At 71.6% G+C, this 17926-nt stretch carries 13 protein-coding genes; 5 read left to right on the top strand and 8 right to left on the bottom strand.

The window, feature by feature from the left end; genetic code table 11:
- Positions 1–38 precede the first annotated feature (38 nt).
- A complete protein-coding gene (fusA, locus tag CG740_RS00365; RefSeq protein ID WP_100572827.1) occupies positions 39–2111 on the bottom strand; it encodes an elongation factor G in 2073 nt (690 codons plus the stop codon).
- 444 nt (positions 2112–2555) lie between these two features.
- On the opposite strand from fusA, the gene CG740_RS00360 reads away from it, so the two are divergent.
- From CG740_RS00360 to CG740_RS00350, 3 genes are all read left to right on the top strand, one after another.
- On the top strand, positions 2556–3509 hold the full coding sequence (locus CG740_RS00360) for a phytoene/squalene synthase family protein (RefSeq protein ID WP_100572826.1): 954 nt from the start codon (positions 2556–2558) through the stop codon (positions 3507–3509).
- A gap of 124 nt (positions 3510–3633) precedes the next feature.
- The gene (locus CG740_RS00355; RefSeq protein ID WP_100572825.1) at positions 3634–4041 is read left to right on the top strand and encodes a CoA-binding protein; all 408 of its coding nucleotides are present in this window, start codon (positions 3634–3636) and stop codon (positions 4039–4041) included.
- Between the two features lie 99 nt (positions 4042–4140).
- Entirely contained in the window at positions 4141–5004 is an 864-nt protein-coding gene (locus tag CG740_RS00350) for an alpha/beta fold hydrolase (RefSeq protein ID WP_100572824.1), read from the top strand.
- Positions 5005–5075: 71 nt separating this feature from the next.
- On the opposite strand, the gene fxsT is transcribed toward CG740_RS00350, so the two are convergent.
- From fxsT to CG740_RS00325, 4 genes are all read right to left on the bottom strand, one after another.
- Positions 5076–9050 carry an FxSxx-COOH system tetratricopeptide repeat protein gene (gene fxsT / locus CG740_RS00345; protein WP_100572823.1) on the bottom strand — a complete coding sequence of 1325 codons (3975 nt, stop codon included), beginning with the start codon at positions 9048–9050 and terminating at the stop codon, positions 5076–5078.
- Complete coding sequence (locus CG740_RS00340) at positions 9043–10389, bottom strand: TIR-like protein FxsC (RefSeq protein ID WP_234375971.1); 1347 nt, start codon at positions 10387–10389, stop codon at positions 9043–9045. Before CG740_RS00340 ends, fxsT begins: the two co-directional genes overlap by 8 nt.
- Before the next feature lie 190 nt (positions 10390–10579).
- Entirely contained in the window at positions 10580–13009 is a 2430-nt protein-coding gene (locus CG740_RS00335) for an FxsB family cyclophane-forming radical SAM/SPASM peptide maturase (RefSeq protein ID WP_100572821.1), read from the bottom strand.
- Positions 13010–13649: 640 nt separating this feature from the next.
- Complete coding sequence (locus tag CG740_RS00325; protein WP_100572819.1) at positions 13650–14222, bottom strand: helix-turn-helix domain-containing protein; 573 nt, start codon at positions 14220–14222, stop codon at positions 13650–13652.
- A gap of 129 nt (positions 14223–14351) precedes the next feature.
- Between CG740_RS00325 and CG740_RS00320 the strand changes: the two genes are divergently transcribed.
- Positions 14352–15218 carry a DMT family transporter gene (locus CG740_RS00320; RefSeq protein ID WP_100572818.1) on the top strand — a complete coding sequence of 289 codons (867 nt, stop codon included), beginning with the start codon at positions 14352–14354 and terminating at the stop codon, positions 15216–15218.
- A 56-nt stretch (positions 15219–15274) separates the two neighbouring features.
- Here CG740_RS00320 and CG740_RS00315 read toward each other — a convergent pair whose 3' ends face one another.
- Both CG740_RS00315 and CG740_RS00310 read right to left on the bottom strand, forming a co-directional pair.
- The gene (locus CG740_RS00315) at positions 15275–16018 is read right to left on the bottom strand and encodes an acyltransferase (RefSeq protein WP_100572817.1); all 744 of its coding nucleotides are present in this window, start codon (positions 16016–16018) and stop codon (positions 15275–15277) included.
- An 84-nt stretch (positions 16019–16102) separates the two neighbouring features.
- Entirely contained in the window at positions 16103–16633 is a 531-nt protein-coding gene (locus CG740_RS00310) for a gamma carbonic anhydrase family protein (protein ID WP_100572816.1), read from the bottom strand.
- Positions 16634–16742: 109 nt separating this feature from the next.
- Between CG740_RS00310 and CG740_RS00305 the strand changes: the two genes are divergently transcribed.
- The gene (locus tag CG740_RS00305; protein ID WP_100572815.1) at positions 16743–17216 is read left to right on the top strand and encodes an Immediate-early protein 2; all 474 of its coding nucleotides are present in this window, start codon (positions 16743–16745) and stop codon (positions 17214–17216) included.
- Between the two features lie 25 nt (positions 17217–17241).
- On the opposite strand, the gene CG740_RS00300 is transcribed toward CG740_RS00305, so the two are convergent.
- Positions 17242–17898, bottom strand: coding sequence for a DedA family protein (locus CG740_RS00300; RefSeq protein WP_100572814.1), 657 nt, complete (start codon positions 17896–17898; stop codon positions 17242–17244).
- Positions 17899–17926 lie beyond the last annotated feature (28 nt).

Raw genomic sequence — 17926 nt, 5'->3', positions numbered from 1 at the left:
CCGCCCCGGCGGACCGGGGCGGGACGGGGCGGCGGCGGTCAGCGCGCCAGGAGCGCGTCGGCCACCGCGGCCGGTACCGGCGCGAGCGGCGCGGGCCGGGTGCTGAAGGTGCCCCGGCCCCGGGTCCGGCCGCGCAGCCGCGAGGCGTACCCGAACAGCTCGGCCAGCGGAACCGTCGCCGTGATCACCACGGACCCGGCAGCGGCCGTGGACGCCGACACCTGGCCGCGCCGGGCGGCGAGGTCGCCCAGGACACCGCCCACGCCGTCCTCGGGGACGGTCACCGTGACCTCGGCGACCGGTTCGAGGAGCCCCATCACACTGGCCCGCAGCGCCTCGCGGAGCGCGAAGCGGCCCGCCGCGCGGAACGCCACCTCCGAGGAGTCCTTGGAGTGGGTCGCCCCGTCGGTGAGCGTGACCCGCAGTCCGGTGACGGGATGACCGCCGAGCGGGCCTTCGGCCAGCGCGTCCCGGCAGCCGGCTTCGACCGCACGGGCGTACTCCGGCGGCACCCGGCCGCCGACCACCGTCGAGCGGAACGCGAATCCCCCTTCCTCCACGGGTTCGACGTCGAGGACCACGTGCGCGAACTGCCCGGCCCCGCCGTCCTGTTTGACATGCCGGTACACGAGGCCGCTCACACCGCGCACCACGGTTTCGCGGTACGAGACCTGCGGTCGGCCGACGTTGACCGCCACTGACCGGTCGCGGCGGATCTTCTCCACCGCGACCTCCAGATGGAGCTCGCCCAGACCCGACAGCACGGTCTGCCCGGTCTCCGGATCGGTCCGCACGACGAGCGAGGGGTCCTCCTCGGCCAGGCGTGCCAGGGCCGCGGAGAGCCGCCCCGGGTCGGTGCCGCGCCCGGCCTCGACCGCGACCGACACCACCGGGTCGGCCACCGAGGGCGGCTCCAGGAGTACGGGCGCGTCCGGTGCGCACAGCGTCGCGCCCGGCCGGGCCGCCCTGAGGCCCACCACCGCGACGATGTCCCCCGCCATCGCTTCCTCCCTCTCCTCGTGCCGGTCGGCCTGCACCCGCAGGATCCGGCCGACCCGCTCGATGCGTCCGCTCGCCGCGTCGCGTACGGGGTCGCCCTTGCGCAGGGTGCCCGAATAGATCCGCAGACAGGTCAGGCGGCCGCGTGGCGTCGCGTTCACCTTGAACGCGAGCGCGGCGAACGGCTCGGCCGGGTCGGGCGCCCGCTGCTGCCCTTCGCCCTCGCCGCCGCCCGTCCCGCGGACCGGCGGCATGTCGGCGGGCGAGGGCAGATAGGCGACCACCGCGTCGAGGAGCGGCTCGATGCCGCGGTTGCGGTAGGCCGAGCCGCACAGCACCACCACGGCATCCCCGCTCAACGTCAGCTCGCGCAGGGCGCGTTCGAGGGTCGCCGTGGTCAGCGCCGATGCCGCGCAGAACTCTTCGAGCGCGTCCGGATGCAGCTCCGCGACCGTCTCCTCCAGGAGGCGCCGGCGTCGCCGTGCCTCGTCGAGCAGCGCCGCTTCGACCGGCCCGTCGGTGCAGAGGTCGTCGTGCCACACCAGGGTGCGCATCCGTACCAGGTCGACGACGCCGGTGAAGCCGTCCTCGCGCCCGATCGGCAGCTGCACCACCAGGGGCACCGCGCCGAGCCGCTCCCTGATCGAGGCGACCGCGGTGTCGAGGTCGGCGCCCGCCCGGTCCAGCTTGTTCACGAACGCGATCCGCGGCACACCGTGCCGGTCCGCCTGCCGCCACACCGATTCGCTCTGCGGCTCGACTCCGGCGACGGCGTCGAACACCGCGACCGCCCCGTCGAGAACCCGCAGGGACCGTTCGACCTCGTCGGCGAAGTCGACGTGGCCCGGGGTGTCGATGAGGTTGACGCGGTGCCCGTCCCAGTCGCAGCTGACGGCCGCGGCGAAGATGGTGATGCCCCGGTCGCGCTCCTGCGCGTCGAAGTCCGTGACGGTCGTCCCGTCGTGCACCTCGCCCCGCTTGTGGACGGCACCGGTGGCGAAGAGGATCCGTTCGGTCACGGTGGTCTTGCCCGCGTCGACATGGGCGAGGATTCCGAGGTTGCGGACGGCGGAGAGGGAAGTGGCGGCAGGAGAGAGCCTGTTGGTGCGCATGGCCTGAGGCCTTTCGGGCGTCTTCACCGAGCGGACTCGGGAAGCGGCGGAAGGTGACAGCGCGATGGGGGACGACGTCGGGTCACGCAAGTGCGTGGCACTCCAACAGCACTGCTGGCTCAGGAGTTTGACGTTACGTCAGAAATGTCGAAGGACATGCGGTGAAGGCCGCGCAGCCGTCACCGGCCGACGCGAGACACCAAAATCACGTCGTACCGGCTCGAAGGGGCGAAGTCGGTGGAGCGCTGCGTACGCATGGCCCGACTCCCCTTCTCTCAGCTCGTTCGCTCGTCACTCGACAGGCGGCGCAGCACCCGGTCGGTGACGCGCAGGGCGAGTCTAGGGAGAGGTGCGCGGTGAGCGCACCGGCTTTTCCGGCAACGGTCCCACCGCGCCGCCGTGATGAACTGGGGGTTCACATCCACACCCCCAGGAGAGGCCACGATGAGCGCGTGGAACCAGGCACTCGACGCGGCGGGCATCCACGACCCGGGGCTGCGCGACGACTACACGCGCCAGCGCGAACTGGCCGCCCGCTTCAAGCGCAGCGCCTATCTGGCCGCCCGGCTGTTGCTGCCCCGGACGTTGTTCCCGCACGTGGTGGCCATGACCGCCTTCATGCACCACAGTGACAACCTGCTCGACAGCGGCCCCGAGGGAGGTCGGGCCGCGGCGTACGACACCTGGGAGCGGCAGGTCCGGGACGCGCTCGCCACCGGCACGGCCGACCACCCGGTGATCCGCCCGGTCCTGGACACCCTCACGGCACACCCACGACTGCGCGGCCACATCGAGGAGTACCTGGGGACCGCCCGTGCCGACCTGGACTTCGTCGGATTCGCGACCGAGGCGGACCATCAGGCGTACATCGACGCGTACTCGCTGCCCGCGTTCCTGCTCGTCGCCTGTCTGCTCGCGCCGGAGGGCGACGGCGCGGAGTTCCGTGCGGGGTGCCGTACCTTCATCGACGCGAGCCAGCGCCTCGACTTCGTCAACGACCTGGCGGAGGACCTCGCCGACGGGCGCCTCACCATCCCTCGCGAGACGCTGGAGCGGCACGGGGTCACCCGTGACGACCTGGAACAGGCCCGTGATCTCCCCGGCACCCGGGCGCTGATCACCGCCGTCCTCGGGCAGGCCCGGGCCACCCTGGCGGCGAGCCGCCCGCTGGTCGCGATCGTCCCGGCACCCGGCCGGCCCCTGGTGCGTGCACTCATCGCGTTCGACGAACTCACCGCCGCTGCCGCCGCCCGCAAGGGCGCCGGGCTCCTGAAGGCATCGGCCCGCCCCTCGGTGCCGGGGGCCGTGCGGGTCCTGCTCCGGGAGTACGGGAACGCGCGCCGGCTGCGGCACACGAACGTTGACGGCACCCGGCCGGGGCTCACTTCGCGCGCGTGACAGGAATGCCGGCGAAACCCGCCGGTGTTGTCCCAGTGACCGTGGACCGTGGCTCGCCCCCTGGCGACCTCAGCCCGCGGCCCCATCGACCGTGAGCCGACCGAGGACACCCCAGGAGAGCGCCGTGTACGCCGATCAGGACACCATCCGCAAGATCCTCACCGACACCGGCGACACCTGGGCCGTGGTCGGCCTCTCCAACAATCGAAACCGCGCGGCCTACGGCGTGGCCGAGGTCCTCCAGCGGTTCGGCAAGCGGATCGTGCCCGTGCACCCCAAAGCCGAGACCGTCCACGGCGAGCAGGGGTACGCCTCCCTGGACGAGATCCCCTTCCCCGTCGACGTCGTGGACGTCTTCGTCAACAGCGAGCTCGCCGGGGCCGTGGCCGATCAGGCCGTGGCCGTCGGCGCCAAGGCCGTCTGGTTCCAGCTCGGGGTCGTCGACGAGGACGCCTACGGGCGCACCCGGGACGCGGGGCTCGCCATGGTCATGGACCGGTGCCCGGCCATCGAGATCCCGCGGCTCGGCTGAGCGGCCCCGGGCTCCGCCCGCATTCGACGAGTGCGGGTATGTACCACTGAATGACACACGCTCATACTGGCGCCAACCAGACCTAGCGGGAGGCACCAGTTGGGGGAGCTGATTCGTACCCGGGACGGGCGGGGCTTAGGAGTTGAGAGCTACGGGAACCCGAAGGGCAGACCGGTGTTCCTGCTGCACGGCACGCCGGGGAGTCGGCTCGGCCCGGCTCCCCGCAGTGCGGTGCTCTATCGCCTCGGGGTCCGTCTGATCACGTTCGACCGGCCGGGATACGGCGATTCGGACCGGCTGCCGGGCCGCCGGGTGGCGGACGCCGCGGCCGATGTGGAGGCCATCGCGGACGCCCTGGACCTCGACGAGTTCGCCGTGGTGGGACGCTCCGGCGGCGCCCCGCACGCGCTGGCCTGCGCGGCACTGCTCCCGGACCGTACGGCGCGGGTGGCAGCCCTGGTCAGTATCGCGCCGCGCGATGCGCAGGGGCTCGACTGGTTCGACGGAATGACCGAGTCCAATGTGCGCGAGTACATCAACGCGGCTGCGGGGAAGGGGCAGTTGACCACCGCCCTGGAGATGCGGTCGATCACCATCCGGTCCGATCCCCGGCGTTCGGTGAACGACATGCGGCACGGCCTTCCCAAGCCGGACCGGGGCATCGTCGCGGACGCGGGCATCCGGGCGATGCTGGAGCGCAACTTCGAGGAAGGACTGCGCAGTTCGGCCGACGGCTGGGTCGACGACGTGATGGCGTTCAGCACCGACTGGGACTTCCGGCTGGAGGCCATCACCGCGCCGGTGCTGCTCTGGCACGGCGAGCAGGACGTGTTCGCGCCGGTCCAGCACACCCGCTGGCTGGCCGAGCGGATCCCGGGCGCCCAGCTGATCGTCGAGCGCGGCGCAGCCCACTTCGGGGCGCTGCGGGTGCTCACCCGGGTGCTGAGCTGGGCCACTTGGTGAGCAACTGAAGGAGTGCGGCGAGACGGGGAGTGCCCGGGCCTGCCGGGCCCGGGCGCTCCCCCGGCCGCCTGTCACACCGGCTGCGGCTCCAGGTCGCGGTTGATCCGGCGCCAGGCGCGGGCCGCCTCGGCGATGGGGTGGTCCACGCCGAGCTGCTTGGCGGCCGGCTCCAGGATGGAGGCCCGCAGTCGCTGGGCCTCCTCCTCGCGGCCGGCCGCGCGCAGGGTGATCGCCAGATTGGAACGGCAGGCGAGCACATCGGGGTGGGTCGGCCCGAACCGCTCCAACAGGCCCTTGAGCGCGGTCCGTTCCCAGCGCTCGGCCAGGTCGGGACGGCCGAGGTCGCCGTAGGCGTTCGCGAGGTTGATCGCCGCGCACAGCGTGAACGGATGCCTGGAACCGAGGACTTCCTCCAGGGCCGCCCGCACGTCCTCGCCGCCGCGTGCGGCCTCCTCCGCGGCGCCGAGGCCCCGCTGGTAGATGTACAGGTTGTTGCGGCAGGCCAGGGTGAAGGGGTGCTCCTCGCCCAGGGTGCTCTGGTAGCCCTCGTAGGCCTGGAGGGCGAGGTCGAGGGCGGCCTGCTTGTCGCCGGTCGCCGAGAAGTCCGCGGCCAGGTTCAGGCAGCAGGCGAGCGCGTCCGGCGCCTTGGTCCCGTACCGGCCGCGGTAGCGGTTGTACGTTTCCTCGGTGAGCCGCTTCGCCTCATGGGGATGGCCGGCCTTGCGCAGGGACACCGCGAGGCTCTTGGCGGTGCGCAGCGCCTCGGGCACGTCCGCGTTGAGGACGCGCTCGAACGCCGCCACCACCTCGCGCAGCACCTGGATGGAGGCCGCGTACTCGCCGCTCTCGCGCAGATCCCTGGCGAGGTGGCCCTTGGTGGTGAGGGTGAAGGGGTGCTCCTCGCCCAGCAGGGAGCTGCGCCGCTCCACCGTCTCCTCGTCCAGCCGGCGGGCCGCCTCGCTGTCGCCGCTGAGCCGGTAGTCGATCGCGAGGTTGTTGGCCGCGATGAGGGTACGGGGATGGTTCTCGCCGAAGATCTGGCGCAGCCCGTGGTAGATCCGCAGGTCCCGGGTGAGGGCCTCGTCGAACCGGCCGAGCGCGCGCAGGTCGGCTGCGAGGCTGCCGGTGGTGATGAGGATGCTGGGGTGGTCGTCGTTGGGGTGGTCCTTGTGCAGGACGCTGATCTGCCGGGCCAGGGTGTCCTCGTCCATCGCCCGGGCCTCCTGGTACTTGCCCTGGGCGCGCAGCGCGTTGGCCAGCTCGAAGCGGATGTTGAGGGTCTGGAGGTCGTTCTCGCCGAGCTCGCGCGTCCAGACCTTGTTGAGCTGGGTGCCGAGCACCCGGGCGCTCTCCAGTTCGCCGCGCTTGAGCAGATAGCGGATGCGGTCGACCATGAGCTGGCGGACCTTCTCCTCGTCGCAGTCCGCGATGCCGGAGGCACTCAGATGTGGCCAGATCAGCTCGAAACTGGGCCAGCTCTTGGGGTCGTTGACGGGGTTGTCGCGGTCGACGCCCTCGACCGGACGGGCCTCGGCGAGGATGCGGTGCACCTCGTGCTTGGCGGTGTCCACCTCCTCCTCGCTGAGCCCGGCCCGCACCGCGGCCTGGACCAGCCGGTGCACCTGGATGCTGCTGTCCGCCGGGTCGACCTTGGCTAGCGCGAACCGGTTCAGCGTCTGGATGACCTTGCCCAGCATGTACCGCTCGCGCAGGTCCGGGTCGTACGGCAGGAGTGACTCGAACATCGAGTCGCTGCCGATCAGCCGCATCGAGATGGGCTCGGCCGAGAAGAACGAGCAGAGCTCCAACAGGCGTACCGCCGCCTTGGATTCATCGCGCAGCCGGCTGATGGAGATGTTCCAGGTGGCGCCGATCTGCTCCGAGTAGTCCTCGGGCTTGCCGAGGGAGAGGACCTTGGTGCTCTGTTCCCTGAGCTGTTCCACATAGGCGTCGACCGGCGTCGCGGTCTCGGCGAGCCAGGCGGCGGCGACCTCGACCGCGAGCGGCAGGTCACCGACCGCGTCGGCGACCCGGTCGGCGTCGGCGACGGGCAGCTTGGTGACCCGGCGGCACAGGTGCTCGATGCTCTCGGCGCGGGTGAAGACCTCGACCTCGATGCCCTCCACCTTCGTCGAGGCGGGCTTGTTGCGGCAGGTGGCGAGAATGTGGCCGTAGGTCTCCCCCGCGATGGGCTCCATCTCCTCCGGGAGCAGTTTCAGCGCCCGGTCGAGGTCCTCGACATTGTCGAAGATCAGCAGCCAGCGGGAGTACGGAGCGCCGCGCCGCAGCGCCTGGAGGGCGGCCGCGGCGGCCTCGGCGACCACGTCACCGGCCCTGAGGTCCATCTCGGCGGCGAGTTCGGCGAGCGAGGACACCACCCGGTCGGGCTGTTCCGCCTCGATCCACCACACGAGGTCGTAGTCGGCGCGGAAGCGGTGCGCGTACTCCCGGGCCACCTGTGTCTTGCCGACGCCGCCGAGGCCGTACAGGACCTGCGGGAAGCGCTGGGCGGAGCGGCTGTCGCCGCGCAGCTGGTCGCGCAGCCGCTCCAGGACGGTGGTGCGCCCGGTGAACCAGGCGTGCCGGGGCCGGACGTTCCAGATCTTGGGCACGCTGCCCGGATAGCGCGGCCCGGCCGGCGTGGAGGCGAAGGCCGCGACCGCCTCGGACCGGTCGAGCGCGTTGAGCACGGCGGCCGCCGCTTCGTTCTCGTCCAGCCGGACGAGGTCGATGACACCGCGGTTGCTGAGCGGCGGGCTGAGCCGTACGTCGCCGACGCGCACCGGCAGGATGTGGCGCCGCACACCGGCCGCGTCGAGCCCGCTGCCGGTCTCCCAGGAGCTCCTGGCCCGCTCGGAGTTGAGGTAGGACTGCGAGACGATGGGGATGACGCGGTAGCCGATCCCGGTGGTGAACTCGACCTCGGGAGTGCCGCTTTGGGGTGCGCGGACATCGACCGGCACGACGTGGAAGCCGGCCACGGTCAGCACGTGCACCAGCCAGTCCACCCACATCTGGTCCTCGGCGACATGGGTGAGGACGAGGTTCGACGGCGGCATGGGCCGGCGCCTGGTGTAGGCGGCGACATGGGTGAGCCGGTCGGCCTCGTCGATGGGCGGCAGCGAGTTGACCAGGCCGCCGGTGAGCACGGAGGTGAGCCGTTCGCAGGCGCTGAGCATGGAGCTGCTGACGTTGGGGGCGTCGCCGAAGGTGGCGAGGATCTCCTCGTACGCGTAGAAGGGGCGGTAGGGAACCTCCACCGTGCCCCAGTAGTTGCCGAGTTCCTCGGGGTTCAGGCCGCTGGGGAAGCCGGGGAAGCTCTCGCGGGCCAGGGCGCGGCCGGCGTCCGCCTTCTCCTTCTCGCCGTCGTCGATGCGCATCGGGACGGGCAGGATGCGGATGCGGCGCTCGTGGTAGCGCTCCTCGATGTCGCGGGCCACCGCGGAGGCGCCGTCGATGCTCTGGTCGCTCAACGTGAAGCAGACGACGAGGACTTCGGGCATCTGGACGGTGCAGATGTCGGCGATGTCGCTGAGTCCGGTGCGGCTGTCGATCAGGGTGTAGTCGTAGTGGCGCTGCATGTCGTCGCGCATGGCGTCGAAGAACTGGCCGCCGCCGAAGCGCTCGTGGAAGTCGTCCCAGTCCATCTTGCCGACGATGGAGGGGTAGTCGCGGTTGCGCCGACCGGCCGAGAGGAAGTCGAGGCTGCCGCCCTGGGGGAAGTTCCAGTTGAGGGAGGTGGCGTGCGGGCGCACCCGGGCGTACTCGCGGTGCCAGTCGGGGTCGCGGTCGGCCGGACGCCGGGCCTCGTCCTGGTAGTCGGTGATCAGGTTGATCAGACCCGGCGTCGCCTCCAGGTCGGCGAGGTCGAGGAAGGGGTGGAAGAACCGGTGCAGGCCCGGCGCCTCCAGATCCCAGTCCACCGCCAGGACCCGGTACCCGTTGGCCGCCAGGATCCAGGCGCAGTTCGCCAGCGCCATGGTCCGTCCGGTGCCGCCCTTGTACGAGTAGAACGTGACGACGGTCCCGTTGCGGTTCTCAGTCATCTGATGAGCCCTCCGCCTTATCACCGTGGTTCTTGTCCTGGTCCGTGCTCTGACCGCGGCCGCTGGGGCCACCCGCGCCGTAGCCGATGCCGCCCGGAAGCACTCGGGGCATCGGGCCACCGCTTCCGGGCGGTGGATAGGTCGGCGCGTTGGCCTCGTAGTGTTTGACCGCCGCCTTCACGGCCCCCGGGATCGCCTTGCTGAAGGCTTCGAGGGTGGGCAGTCCGGCGCTCGGTGTGCGGTGCCCGTCGCTCTCGTCGACCCGGGTGGCGAGCGCGGCGTCGGCCTGCTGCGACAACTCCTCGTTGCGCGCGCGGGTTTCGGGGTCGGCCACATTGCCGGGGACCATGACGCTGATCCAGGGCCGGCGGCTGGCGCCGAGCTGGTCGAGGAGTTCGCGGCGGCGCCGGGCGTCCAGGGCCCAGCGGTCGAGGAGCAGCAGGCCCGGCCCGGGTGGGCCGGAGGCGAGGAGCCGCTGGGGCTCGGCCTCGAAGTCGCTGAGGTGCACGGTGTAGTTCAGGTTGCGTACGACGTCGACGGTGTGGTCGGCGAGGGGTCTGGAGGACGCGGGATGGTAGGGGTTCCAGTCGAGGGCCTCGGTTCCGTAGCAGTCCGGGCTGCGTCCGGTGGGGAGGCTGGAGCGCGAGCAGGCGAGGACGGAGACCTCCATCTCACGGGCCGGGCCACCGGTGGGACCGAAGGCGGGCGGCACCTTGGCGTAGTCCTGGTGCGGGTCGCCGTGCTCCAGCTGGGCCTGCTGGGCCACGCTCACGATGCGTTTGGCCAGCCGGTAGACGGCGCGTTCGTACTGGTCCCGCAGGTAGTTGAGCTTGATGAGCCCGTAGAAGCCCTCGTCGGCGTACTCGTCGCCGAAGGTGGCGTGGTTGAACTGGAGCCGCTCGGCGGGCTGGGGCAACTGCCTGGTCGGCACGGGCACCCACAGTGCGGGCACTATTCCGGTGACGGGATTGCTGTTGTTGTTGCTGTGGCGGGTGTTCTGCGAGGCGGCCCGGCTTGAGAAGGCGAACCACTCCCTGCCGCACTGTTCGCTGAGGAAATAGCGCGGCGAATAGAGCGGTACGAACACCTTGCAGAAGGCCAGCGCCTCCGACAGCCGCTCCTGCCAGCCCTCGCCGGGCTGCATCTGCTGATCCATGAAGCCGGCACTGCCGGCCGGGAGGGGCGTCAGCTGCATCACATGGGCGCAGAGGTCCCGGAAGAACCGCTGGACCCACAGGTTGGGGTCCTTGTCCTTGGGGTCGCTCTTCGGTGTGTGCGCGTAGCTGAGGAAGAAGTATGGCTTCTGCTCGTCTCCCCCGGCCCCCACTGATCCCTGCACCACTGTCTCCCCCGGTCCAAGTGGATGGGACCTCAGTGTAGGAACGGAGGATTCTCCGGCGGAACAGAACGAACAAACCCATGGGTCGATCCACTCACGGAATTTCGATCAGATCATGACCGAAATCATGCGGCGCCCGGCGAGTGGATCAACCAATCAGGGGGAGAATTCGCTCAATTCGCAGGTGAATTCACTCGGAGCCGCCTGCGACGCGGGCCGTCCAGGCGGCGCGATGACGCCGGGCGGAGTCCTGTGCGGCGGTGAGCGCGGCCGGCGAGACGGTCTCGCCCTGCCACTTCGAGACCGTCTCTCCCATGCGTGTGACGAAGCGTTGCCCCAGGTCGGTGAGGGATCCCGAGCCGAGCAGCACCTCCACCGCCTCCCCCGTCTGCTGCCGCCAGCGGGTGAACTCGGCCTCGGCGGCGGCCCGTTGGCGCTCCGAGTCGGCCCTCTGGCGGCGCACCCGCCAGAAGTCGGTCACCGCGATGTGGGCGTACGTTCCCTGGAGCAAGCCCCCGATCGGGCGCGGATCCGTGCGCCAGGGGGCGTAGTAGCGGTCGCGGTCGGCCCGGTCGTACAGGTCGACCGCGTCGAGGACCGCGGCGAGCTTCACATGCTGGAACTCGTGCACGATCAGCAGGGCGAGCTGTTCGGGCGAGGCCGGCCGCGCCACCCCGATCGCGCCCCAGGCATCCTTGCAGGCGGCGCTGACGTCACTGCCGTCCGGCGCGTGCAGGGGCGTGATCAGCCGCAGACCCGCGGCCACGCCGTCGGCGTAGGCGGGCAGTTCGCGGCGGATCAGGGACCAGGCCCCGGTCAGGTCCTCGGACCACAGCTTGGCCTCGTCGGCCGCGAGCCGCTCGGCCACGGGCCACTCGTGGCAGTCGCGCAGCGGGTCGGTGTCCTCGATGGCCACGCTCCAGCCGTCGCCCGCGAAGAGACGTACCGGACGCCAGTGCGGGGACGGGCCGTCCATGCCCTCGTGCCAGCCGATGTCGAGCCCGCACGCACCGGCCCGCACGGTGAACCCCTCGGCGCCCGCGCTCACTTCGGCATGGGTGGCCGAGCTGTCGAGCCGTACGGTGCCGAGCCCGGGCAGCCGCAGCAGGCCGTCGCGCAGCGGTACCGTGACGGCGCGGTCGAGGCGGGCGCGCAGCGCGGTGGTGGCCGCGATCTCGGCGAGGCCCGGGGCGGGTGCCACCCGGCCTTCGAGCACGCTCAGCGCCCACGGCCGGGTGTAGGGGTGGGCGAGGACCCCGGCGAGTTCGTCGGGCACCTCGGCGTCGAGCTGCGTCAGCAGGTCCCAGGCGGCGGCGCCTTCGCGGTCGGACGGGGCGATGCGCTGCTCGCTGACGGCCGCGAGCAGTTCCTGGTTGATGTCGAGCTGGGCCGCCGCGAGCCGGGTCACGGTGTCCGCGCCGCCGAAACCCGCCGCCAGCGACTCGAAGTCGCCCTGTTCCAACGGCAGTTCGGGGGGCGACGGCACCGGTGCGGGCCTGGCCGCCTCCCGGTCTCGGACGCTGGTGACCAGGGCGAACAGATCGGGGCAGAACACCGAGGGGTTGTCGAACTCGCTGCCGCCGGAGCGGTAGCGGTGGGCGTAGAGGCCGCCGCCGCAGGACTGGACGACCGGGCAGTCGCGGCACTGCTCGCAGAGCCGCTCGACGCCCTGCTGGCGGGCGAGCATGCCGGGGTGCTGGAGGACGTCGTCGAGCGAGTGCGTGAAGACGTCCATCCCGGTGGCGGGGGCGCCGTCGTAGGACGTCTTGAGGCTGTCGGCCTGTTCGAAGGTGCCGTCGGTCTCGATCACGACGAGGTCGGCGGGCGCGAGCCCCAGCGATTCGGTGAGGCTGCTCTCGCCGCGCAGGGTGCGCAGTACGGAGTCGAAGATGCGGACCGGCACGGGGCGCCCCGCCGCGTCCCAGCGGCCGTAGATCGCGTCGAGCCAGTCGGCGTAGGGAGTGGCCGCGCCGCCGGGCCGGGGCGGCGGGGTGTCCCAAGTGGCGTGCGGCAGAAGGAAGTCGATGCGCGGCGGCGAGAGTTCCACGAGGGCGTCGTAGACGGCGACCGGGTCGTTCTCGACGTCGATGGTGCAGAGCAGCCCGGCGAACAGGCGGCGGTAGCGCGGGCGGTTGAGGAGTTCGACCGCGCGGATGACCTTGGCGTGGCTGCTGCGGCCGTCCGCGTAACGGCGGTGGCGGTCGTTGGAGACCTTGTCGCCGTCGAGCGAGACACCGACCTTGATGCCGAGTTCCAGGAAGAGTTCGCAGAACGTCTCGTCGAGCAGGACGCCGTTGGTGTGCATCCGCAGATCGAGGGCGCTCACTCCGTCCAGGGCCCGCTGGAGTTCCTCGGCGGCGCGGCGCAGCCGGCCGGGGCCCGCCAGCAGGGGTTCGCCGCCGTGCAGTACGACGTGGACGGTGGGGAGTCGATGGTGTCGGGCGTGCTCGGCGATACGGTTCGCCACTTGGGCGAGGATCTCCTCCGAGACGGCGCGGGGCTTGCCCCGCCAACTGGTGTCCGCGTGCTCGTAGACGTAACAGTGATCGCACGCCAGGTCGCATCGGCTGTGCACCTTCAGCACGAACTGCGACAGGGCGGGCGGAATCGGCCGGTCCATGGGTTGCTTCGTTCCGCCCGTCAGAGCGCCGACTGGAAGGCAGACGCGGCGGGAACCGCGGGGCTTCCGTACGCCGCCATCACCCTGGTCAGATTCGCCGGGGCCCGCCCGGCGCCCTGCGCCGCCGCCCGCTGCACCAGGGGGAGCCGCCGGGGGGCCGGCCTGTGGAGGGCGGGGCCGGGCCGTACGGCCGCCGAGACGAGAGCGTCCACGTGAGCGCCTTTCGGATCGTAGCGCGCCGTCCTCGCGGCGTGGTCTTCTCCGGATCACCGCGTGGACAGGGCTGATAGAGCGAGCATGGGTTTTGGTACCTGGTGCAATGCGGCCGCACGCCGTGCCCATGTGCGCTCATGCGCCACGAGCGACTGGTCCGACCACTGCCGCCTCCCCGGGACACCACAACTGCCTTGGCCCGTGCCCAGGTTCGGCGTCGGCACGAAATCCACTCGCACGAGTGGATTCGTACCGGGTGAACTCCGTTTTTCGTCGCCCCCGGAGTCGCGGGAGCGACGATAGCCAGCCTCCACCCGACTCGGCCCCCATTGCCAGACCCGGGCCGAAATCGTCCAGAAGGCGGCACCGAACCGGTCGCAGTCCACCATCAACGCTAACAGGCCCAGTCCTCAAGGCAGTTGGGGCCTCAGCGTTCGAACGGGACCGAGATCGCCATCGTCATGGTGACGGGCTCCGGGCCCGCATTGCGGTACGTGTGCGCGGCGTTGGCCTCGAAGGACGCCGAATGGCCGGCGGGGATGGCGTGGTCGACCCCGTCCACGACGAGCGTGAGGGTGCCTTCGGTGACGTGGAGCAGCTCGATGGTGCCCGCCGGATGCGGGTCCGAGTTGCTGCCGTCGCCCGGCATCAGGCGCCAGTGCCACATTTCGAGGGGGCCGGGCGCCTCGGTGCCGGCGAGCAGCGTGCTGTAGCTCCCCCGTTCGGTGGACCAGAGCCGGACGGCCTGGTCCGGCGGGACGATGCGCACCTTGGGGCCGCTCTCGTAGTCGAGCAGCGTGGTGACGCTCACGCCGAGCGCGTCACCGATCTTCACCACCGTGCCCACGCTGGGGTTGGTCCGGGCCTGCTCGATCTGGATGAGCATGCCACGGCTGACGCCGGCCCGGGTCGCGAGCGCGTCGAGGGTGAAACCGCGCTCGGTGCGCCAGCGCTTGACGTTGCGGGCCAGTGACTGGGTCAGCAGTTCGAGGTCCGACACATTCCGTCCATGAGGTGGGACCCGGGAGGGGCCGTCCAATATCTTTGATGACAGGGTTCAATACAGTGCACTATTCTGCGGTACACCCTACTGATCTCCTGTGTCACCGCACTGTACTGCGAGGCCCTCATGACAGCACTGTTCGCCCTGGCCACCAGCCTCCTGTGGGGACTGGCCGACTTCGGCGGCGGGCTGCTCACCCGGCGGATGCCCGCCCTGACCGTCGTGGTCGCCTCGCAGACGGTGGCCGTGGTGGTACTCGGCGCGGTCGTGATCGCCACCGGCGGGTGGCACGAGGCCGGCCCGCAGCTGTGGTTCGCGGTCGCGGCGGGGGCCGTGGGCCCGGTCGCCATGCTCAGCTTCTACAAGGCCCTCGCGCTCGGCCCCATGGGCGTCGTCTCCCCGCTCGGCTCGCTGGGGGTCGCGGTGCCGGTCGGCGTCGGGCTCGTCCTCGGTGAGCGGCCGGGGGTGTTGCAGTTCGCCGGGATCGCGGTGGCCGTGGCCGGCATCCTGCTCGCGGGCGGCCCGGAGTTCCGGGGCGCCGCCGTGCGCCGCCAGGCCGTGCTGCTCACCCTGCTCGCCGCCTTCGGCTTCGGGGCGGTCATGTCGTTGATCGCCGAGGCGTCGACCACCGTGACCGGCCTCTTCCTCGCGCTCTTCGTGCAGCGCGTCACCAACGTCGCGGTCGGCGGCACCGCACTGTTCGTCTCGATGCGACGCGGCGCCCGCGCGCTGCCCGAGGAGGGCGGGCCGCGCGCGGTGTGGCTCGCGCTGCCCGCGCTCGCCTTCGTCGGCCTCGCCGATGTGGCCGCCAACGGGACGTACTCCATCGCCGCCCAGCACGGCCCGGTCACCGTCGCGGCGGTGCTCGCCTCGCTCTACCCGGTGGTCACCGCGCTCGCCGCGCGCGGAGTCCTCAAGGAGCGGCTGCGGGCGGTGCAGGCGGCGGGGGCGGGTCTCGCGCTGGTCGGCACGGTCCTGCTCGCGAGCGGCTGATCCGCGCCCAGGGCCGGGCTCCCTCCGCGACCGGACGCGGCACAGCCACGGCCCTCTCAGGCCTCTTCGGGCGCCAACTCCGCGATGGCCAGCAGCTGTTCGGGGGTGATGCCCTCGGGGATCGGCACCGGCGCGGGCGTGCGCAGCGGCGGCTGCCAGCCGTTCTCCTCGTCCCAGGTCCGCACGATCCGCGCGGGCGCACCGGCCACGACCGCATGGTCGGGCACCTCACCGCGTACGACCGCGCCGGCCGCCACGACCACGTTGCGGCCGAGCCGGGCACCGGGCAGCACCACGGCCCCGGTGCCGAGCCAGCACCCCGGCCCGATCTCCACCGGCTCCATGCGCGGCCACTGCTTGCCCACGGGCTCGCGCGGATCGTCGTAGCTGTGATTGGTCGAGGTGATGTAGACGTACGGGCCGCAGTACGTGTCCGAGCCGATGCTGACCGTCGTATCGGCGATGACATGGCTGCCCCGGCCCAGTACGACACCGTTGCCCAGGGTCAGGATCGGCTCGGCGCCGAGGTCGAGGCCGGGCATCATCCCGGCGGTGAGGGTGACCTGTTCGCCGATGATGCAGTGGTCGCCCAGCTCGATCCACGGCTCGCCGAAGACCGTGCCCTGCGGGAAGGCGAGGCGGGTGCCGGCCCCGATCCGGCGGAAGCGCAGCCGCCCCGGGCGTTCGGCGGTGACCGCGCCCGCCTCCCTGACCAGGGCCCAGCCGGCGTGGACCGCCCGGGAGGCGATGCGACGCCGCCAGGCGGTCAGCGACGAGAACGTGTTTCTGTTCTTGGGCACCCGCTCACGGTACTCATCGCCGACCCGGCCGATCAGGGCCGACGCCTGTGATCTTCCGCTCAGCGCGGGCCGCGCCCGGCGGCCTCAGGCGCCGTGCGCCGTGCGGTGGTCCTCGGCCAGGCCCAGATACATCAGGGCGTTGACCTTGATCCCCTCGCGCTCCTCGTCGGTCAGCTCGCGCCGGACCTTGGCCGGTACGCCCGCGACCAGCGAACCGGGCGGCACGACCATGCCCTGCGGCACCAGGGCCTGCGCCGCGATCAGTGAACCCGCCCCGATCCGGGCGCCGTTGAGGACGGTGGCGCCCATGCCGACCAGCACGTCGTCCTCGACGGTGCAGCCGTGCAGCACCGCGTTGTGTCCGACGGTGACGCGCTCGCCGACGGTGACCGGGAAGCCCGGGTCCACGTGCACGGTGCAGTTGTCCTGGATGTTGCTCTCGGCGCCGATGACGATCGGCCCGCAGTCGGCCCGCAGGACCGCGTGGTACCAGACGCTGGCCCCCGCGCCCAGGGTCACCTCGCCGAGCACCACCGAGGTGGGTGCGGTGAATGCGGTCGGGGCGATGCCGGGCGTCTTGCCGCCCACTGCCACGACCAACGCCTGCTCTGCCATGCGCCACTCCTTGAACGGATTCCACTCGGTACGGATCCATCGCGCCGGGTGTCACGCTAAGCGACCGCGCCTGCGCCCGCGCGACCGGGGGCCCGCTTACGATCGCGCGATGGCACTGTTCCGCATCGACCGCCGCACACCGCTCGCCCCCGCCGAGGCCTGGCGGCGGCTCACCGACTGGGAACGGCACGCCCAGGGCGTGCCGTTGACCCGGATCACCGTGGAGACCCCGCCGCCGAGCGGCCCGGGCACGGTCTTCGTGGCCCGTACCGGGCTCGGCCCGCTGGGCTTCGACGACCGGATGGAGATCACCCGCTGGGAGCCGCCCGCGGGGGCAGCCCCGGGCGTGTGCCGCCTGGAGAAGCGCGGGCGGGTCGTCATGGGATGGGCGGAGATCGAGGTGGGCACGGCCGGTGCGGGCGGGTCCCCGGGACGTGCGCCGGGGGCCGGGACGTATCTGATCTGGCGTGAGGATCTGCGCGTACGCGGACTGCCGCGCGCGCTGGACGCGTTGACGGCTCGCGCGGGGCGGCTCCTGTTCGGGCACGCCGTGAGCGTGCTCCTGAAGGACCGGCAGCCCTGACACCCGGCGCCGCCCACGGCGGTGATCAGTCGCCGGCGGGCACGTTCTCCGGCGCGGAGTTCGCGGCCTCGGCCTCCGCCATGGACTTCTTCGCGCGGTTCTTGACGACCAGCATCGACGCGACTCCGATGAGCAGCGCCGCCACCAGGCCGAGGTAGGAGAAGTTCTTCAGCCAGGACTCGGCGACGATCCCGAGGTAGTAGATGACGGCCGTGGTGCCGCCCGCCCAGCAGATGCCGCCCAGCACGTTGGCGATGAGGAACTTCCAGTACGGCATGTGCAGGACACCGGCGAGCGGGCCGGCGAAGATGCGGAGCAGCGCGATGAAGCGGCCGAAGAAGACGGCCCACATGCCCCACTTCTGGAAGGACCGCTCGGCCATGGCGACATGGCCCTCGCTGAAGTGCTTGGGGAACTTGCGGCCGAGCCAGGCGAGCAGCGGCCTGCCGCCCTTGCGGCCGATCGCGTAGCCGATCGAGTCGCCGATGACCGCACCGGCCGTGGCGCAGGCGCCGAGCACGACGGGGTTGATGTGGCCCTGCTGGGAGGCGAGCAGCGCCGAACTGACCAGGACGATCTCGCCGGGCAGCGGGATGCCGAGGCTTTCGACCCCGATGACCAGTGCCACCAGAAGATAGACACTGACGGCGGGGATGTTCTCCAGCCAATCCTGGATGTGCAACGCCGCATTCCTCCCGCTAGGCCCGGGC

Source organism: Streptomyces sp. CB01201 (assembly GCF_002803085.1).
Lineage (GTDB): Bacteria > Actinomycetota > Actinomycetes > Streptomycetales > Streptomycetaceae > Streptomyces > Streptomyces hundungensis.
The sequence above is the reverse complement of the archived record's forward strand: the minus strand, read 5'-3'. Positions and strand labels throughout refer to the sequence as shown.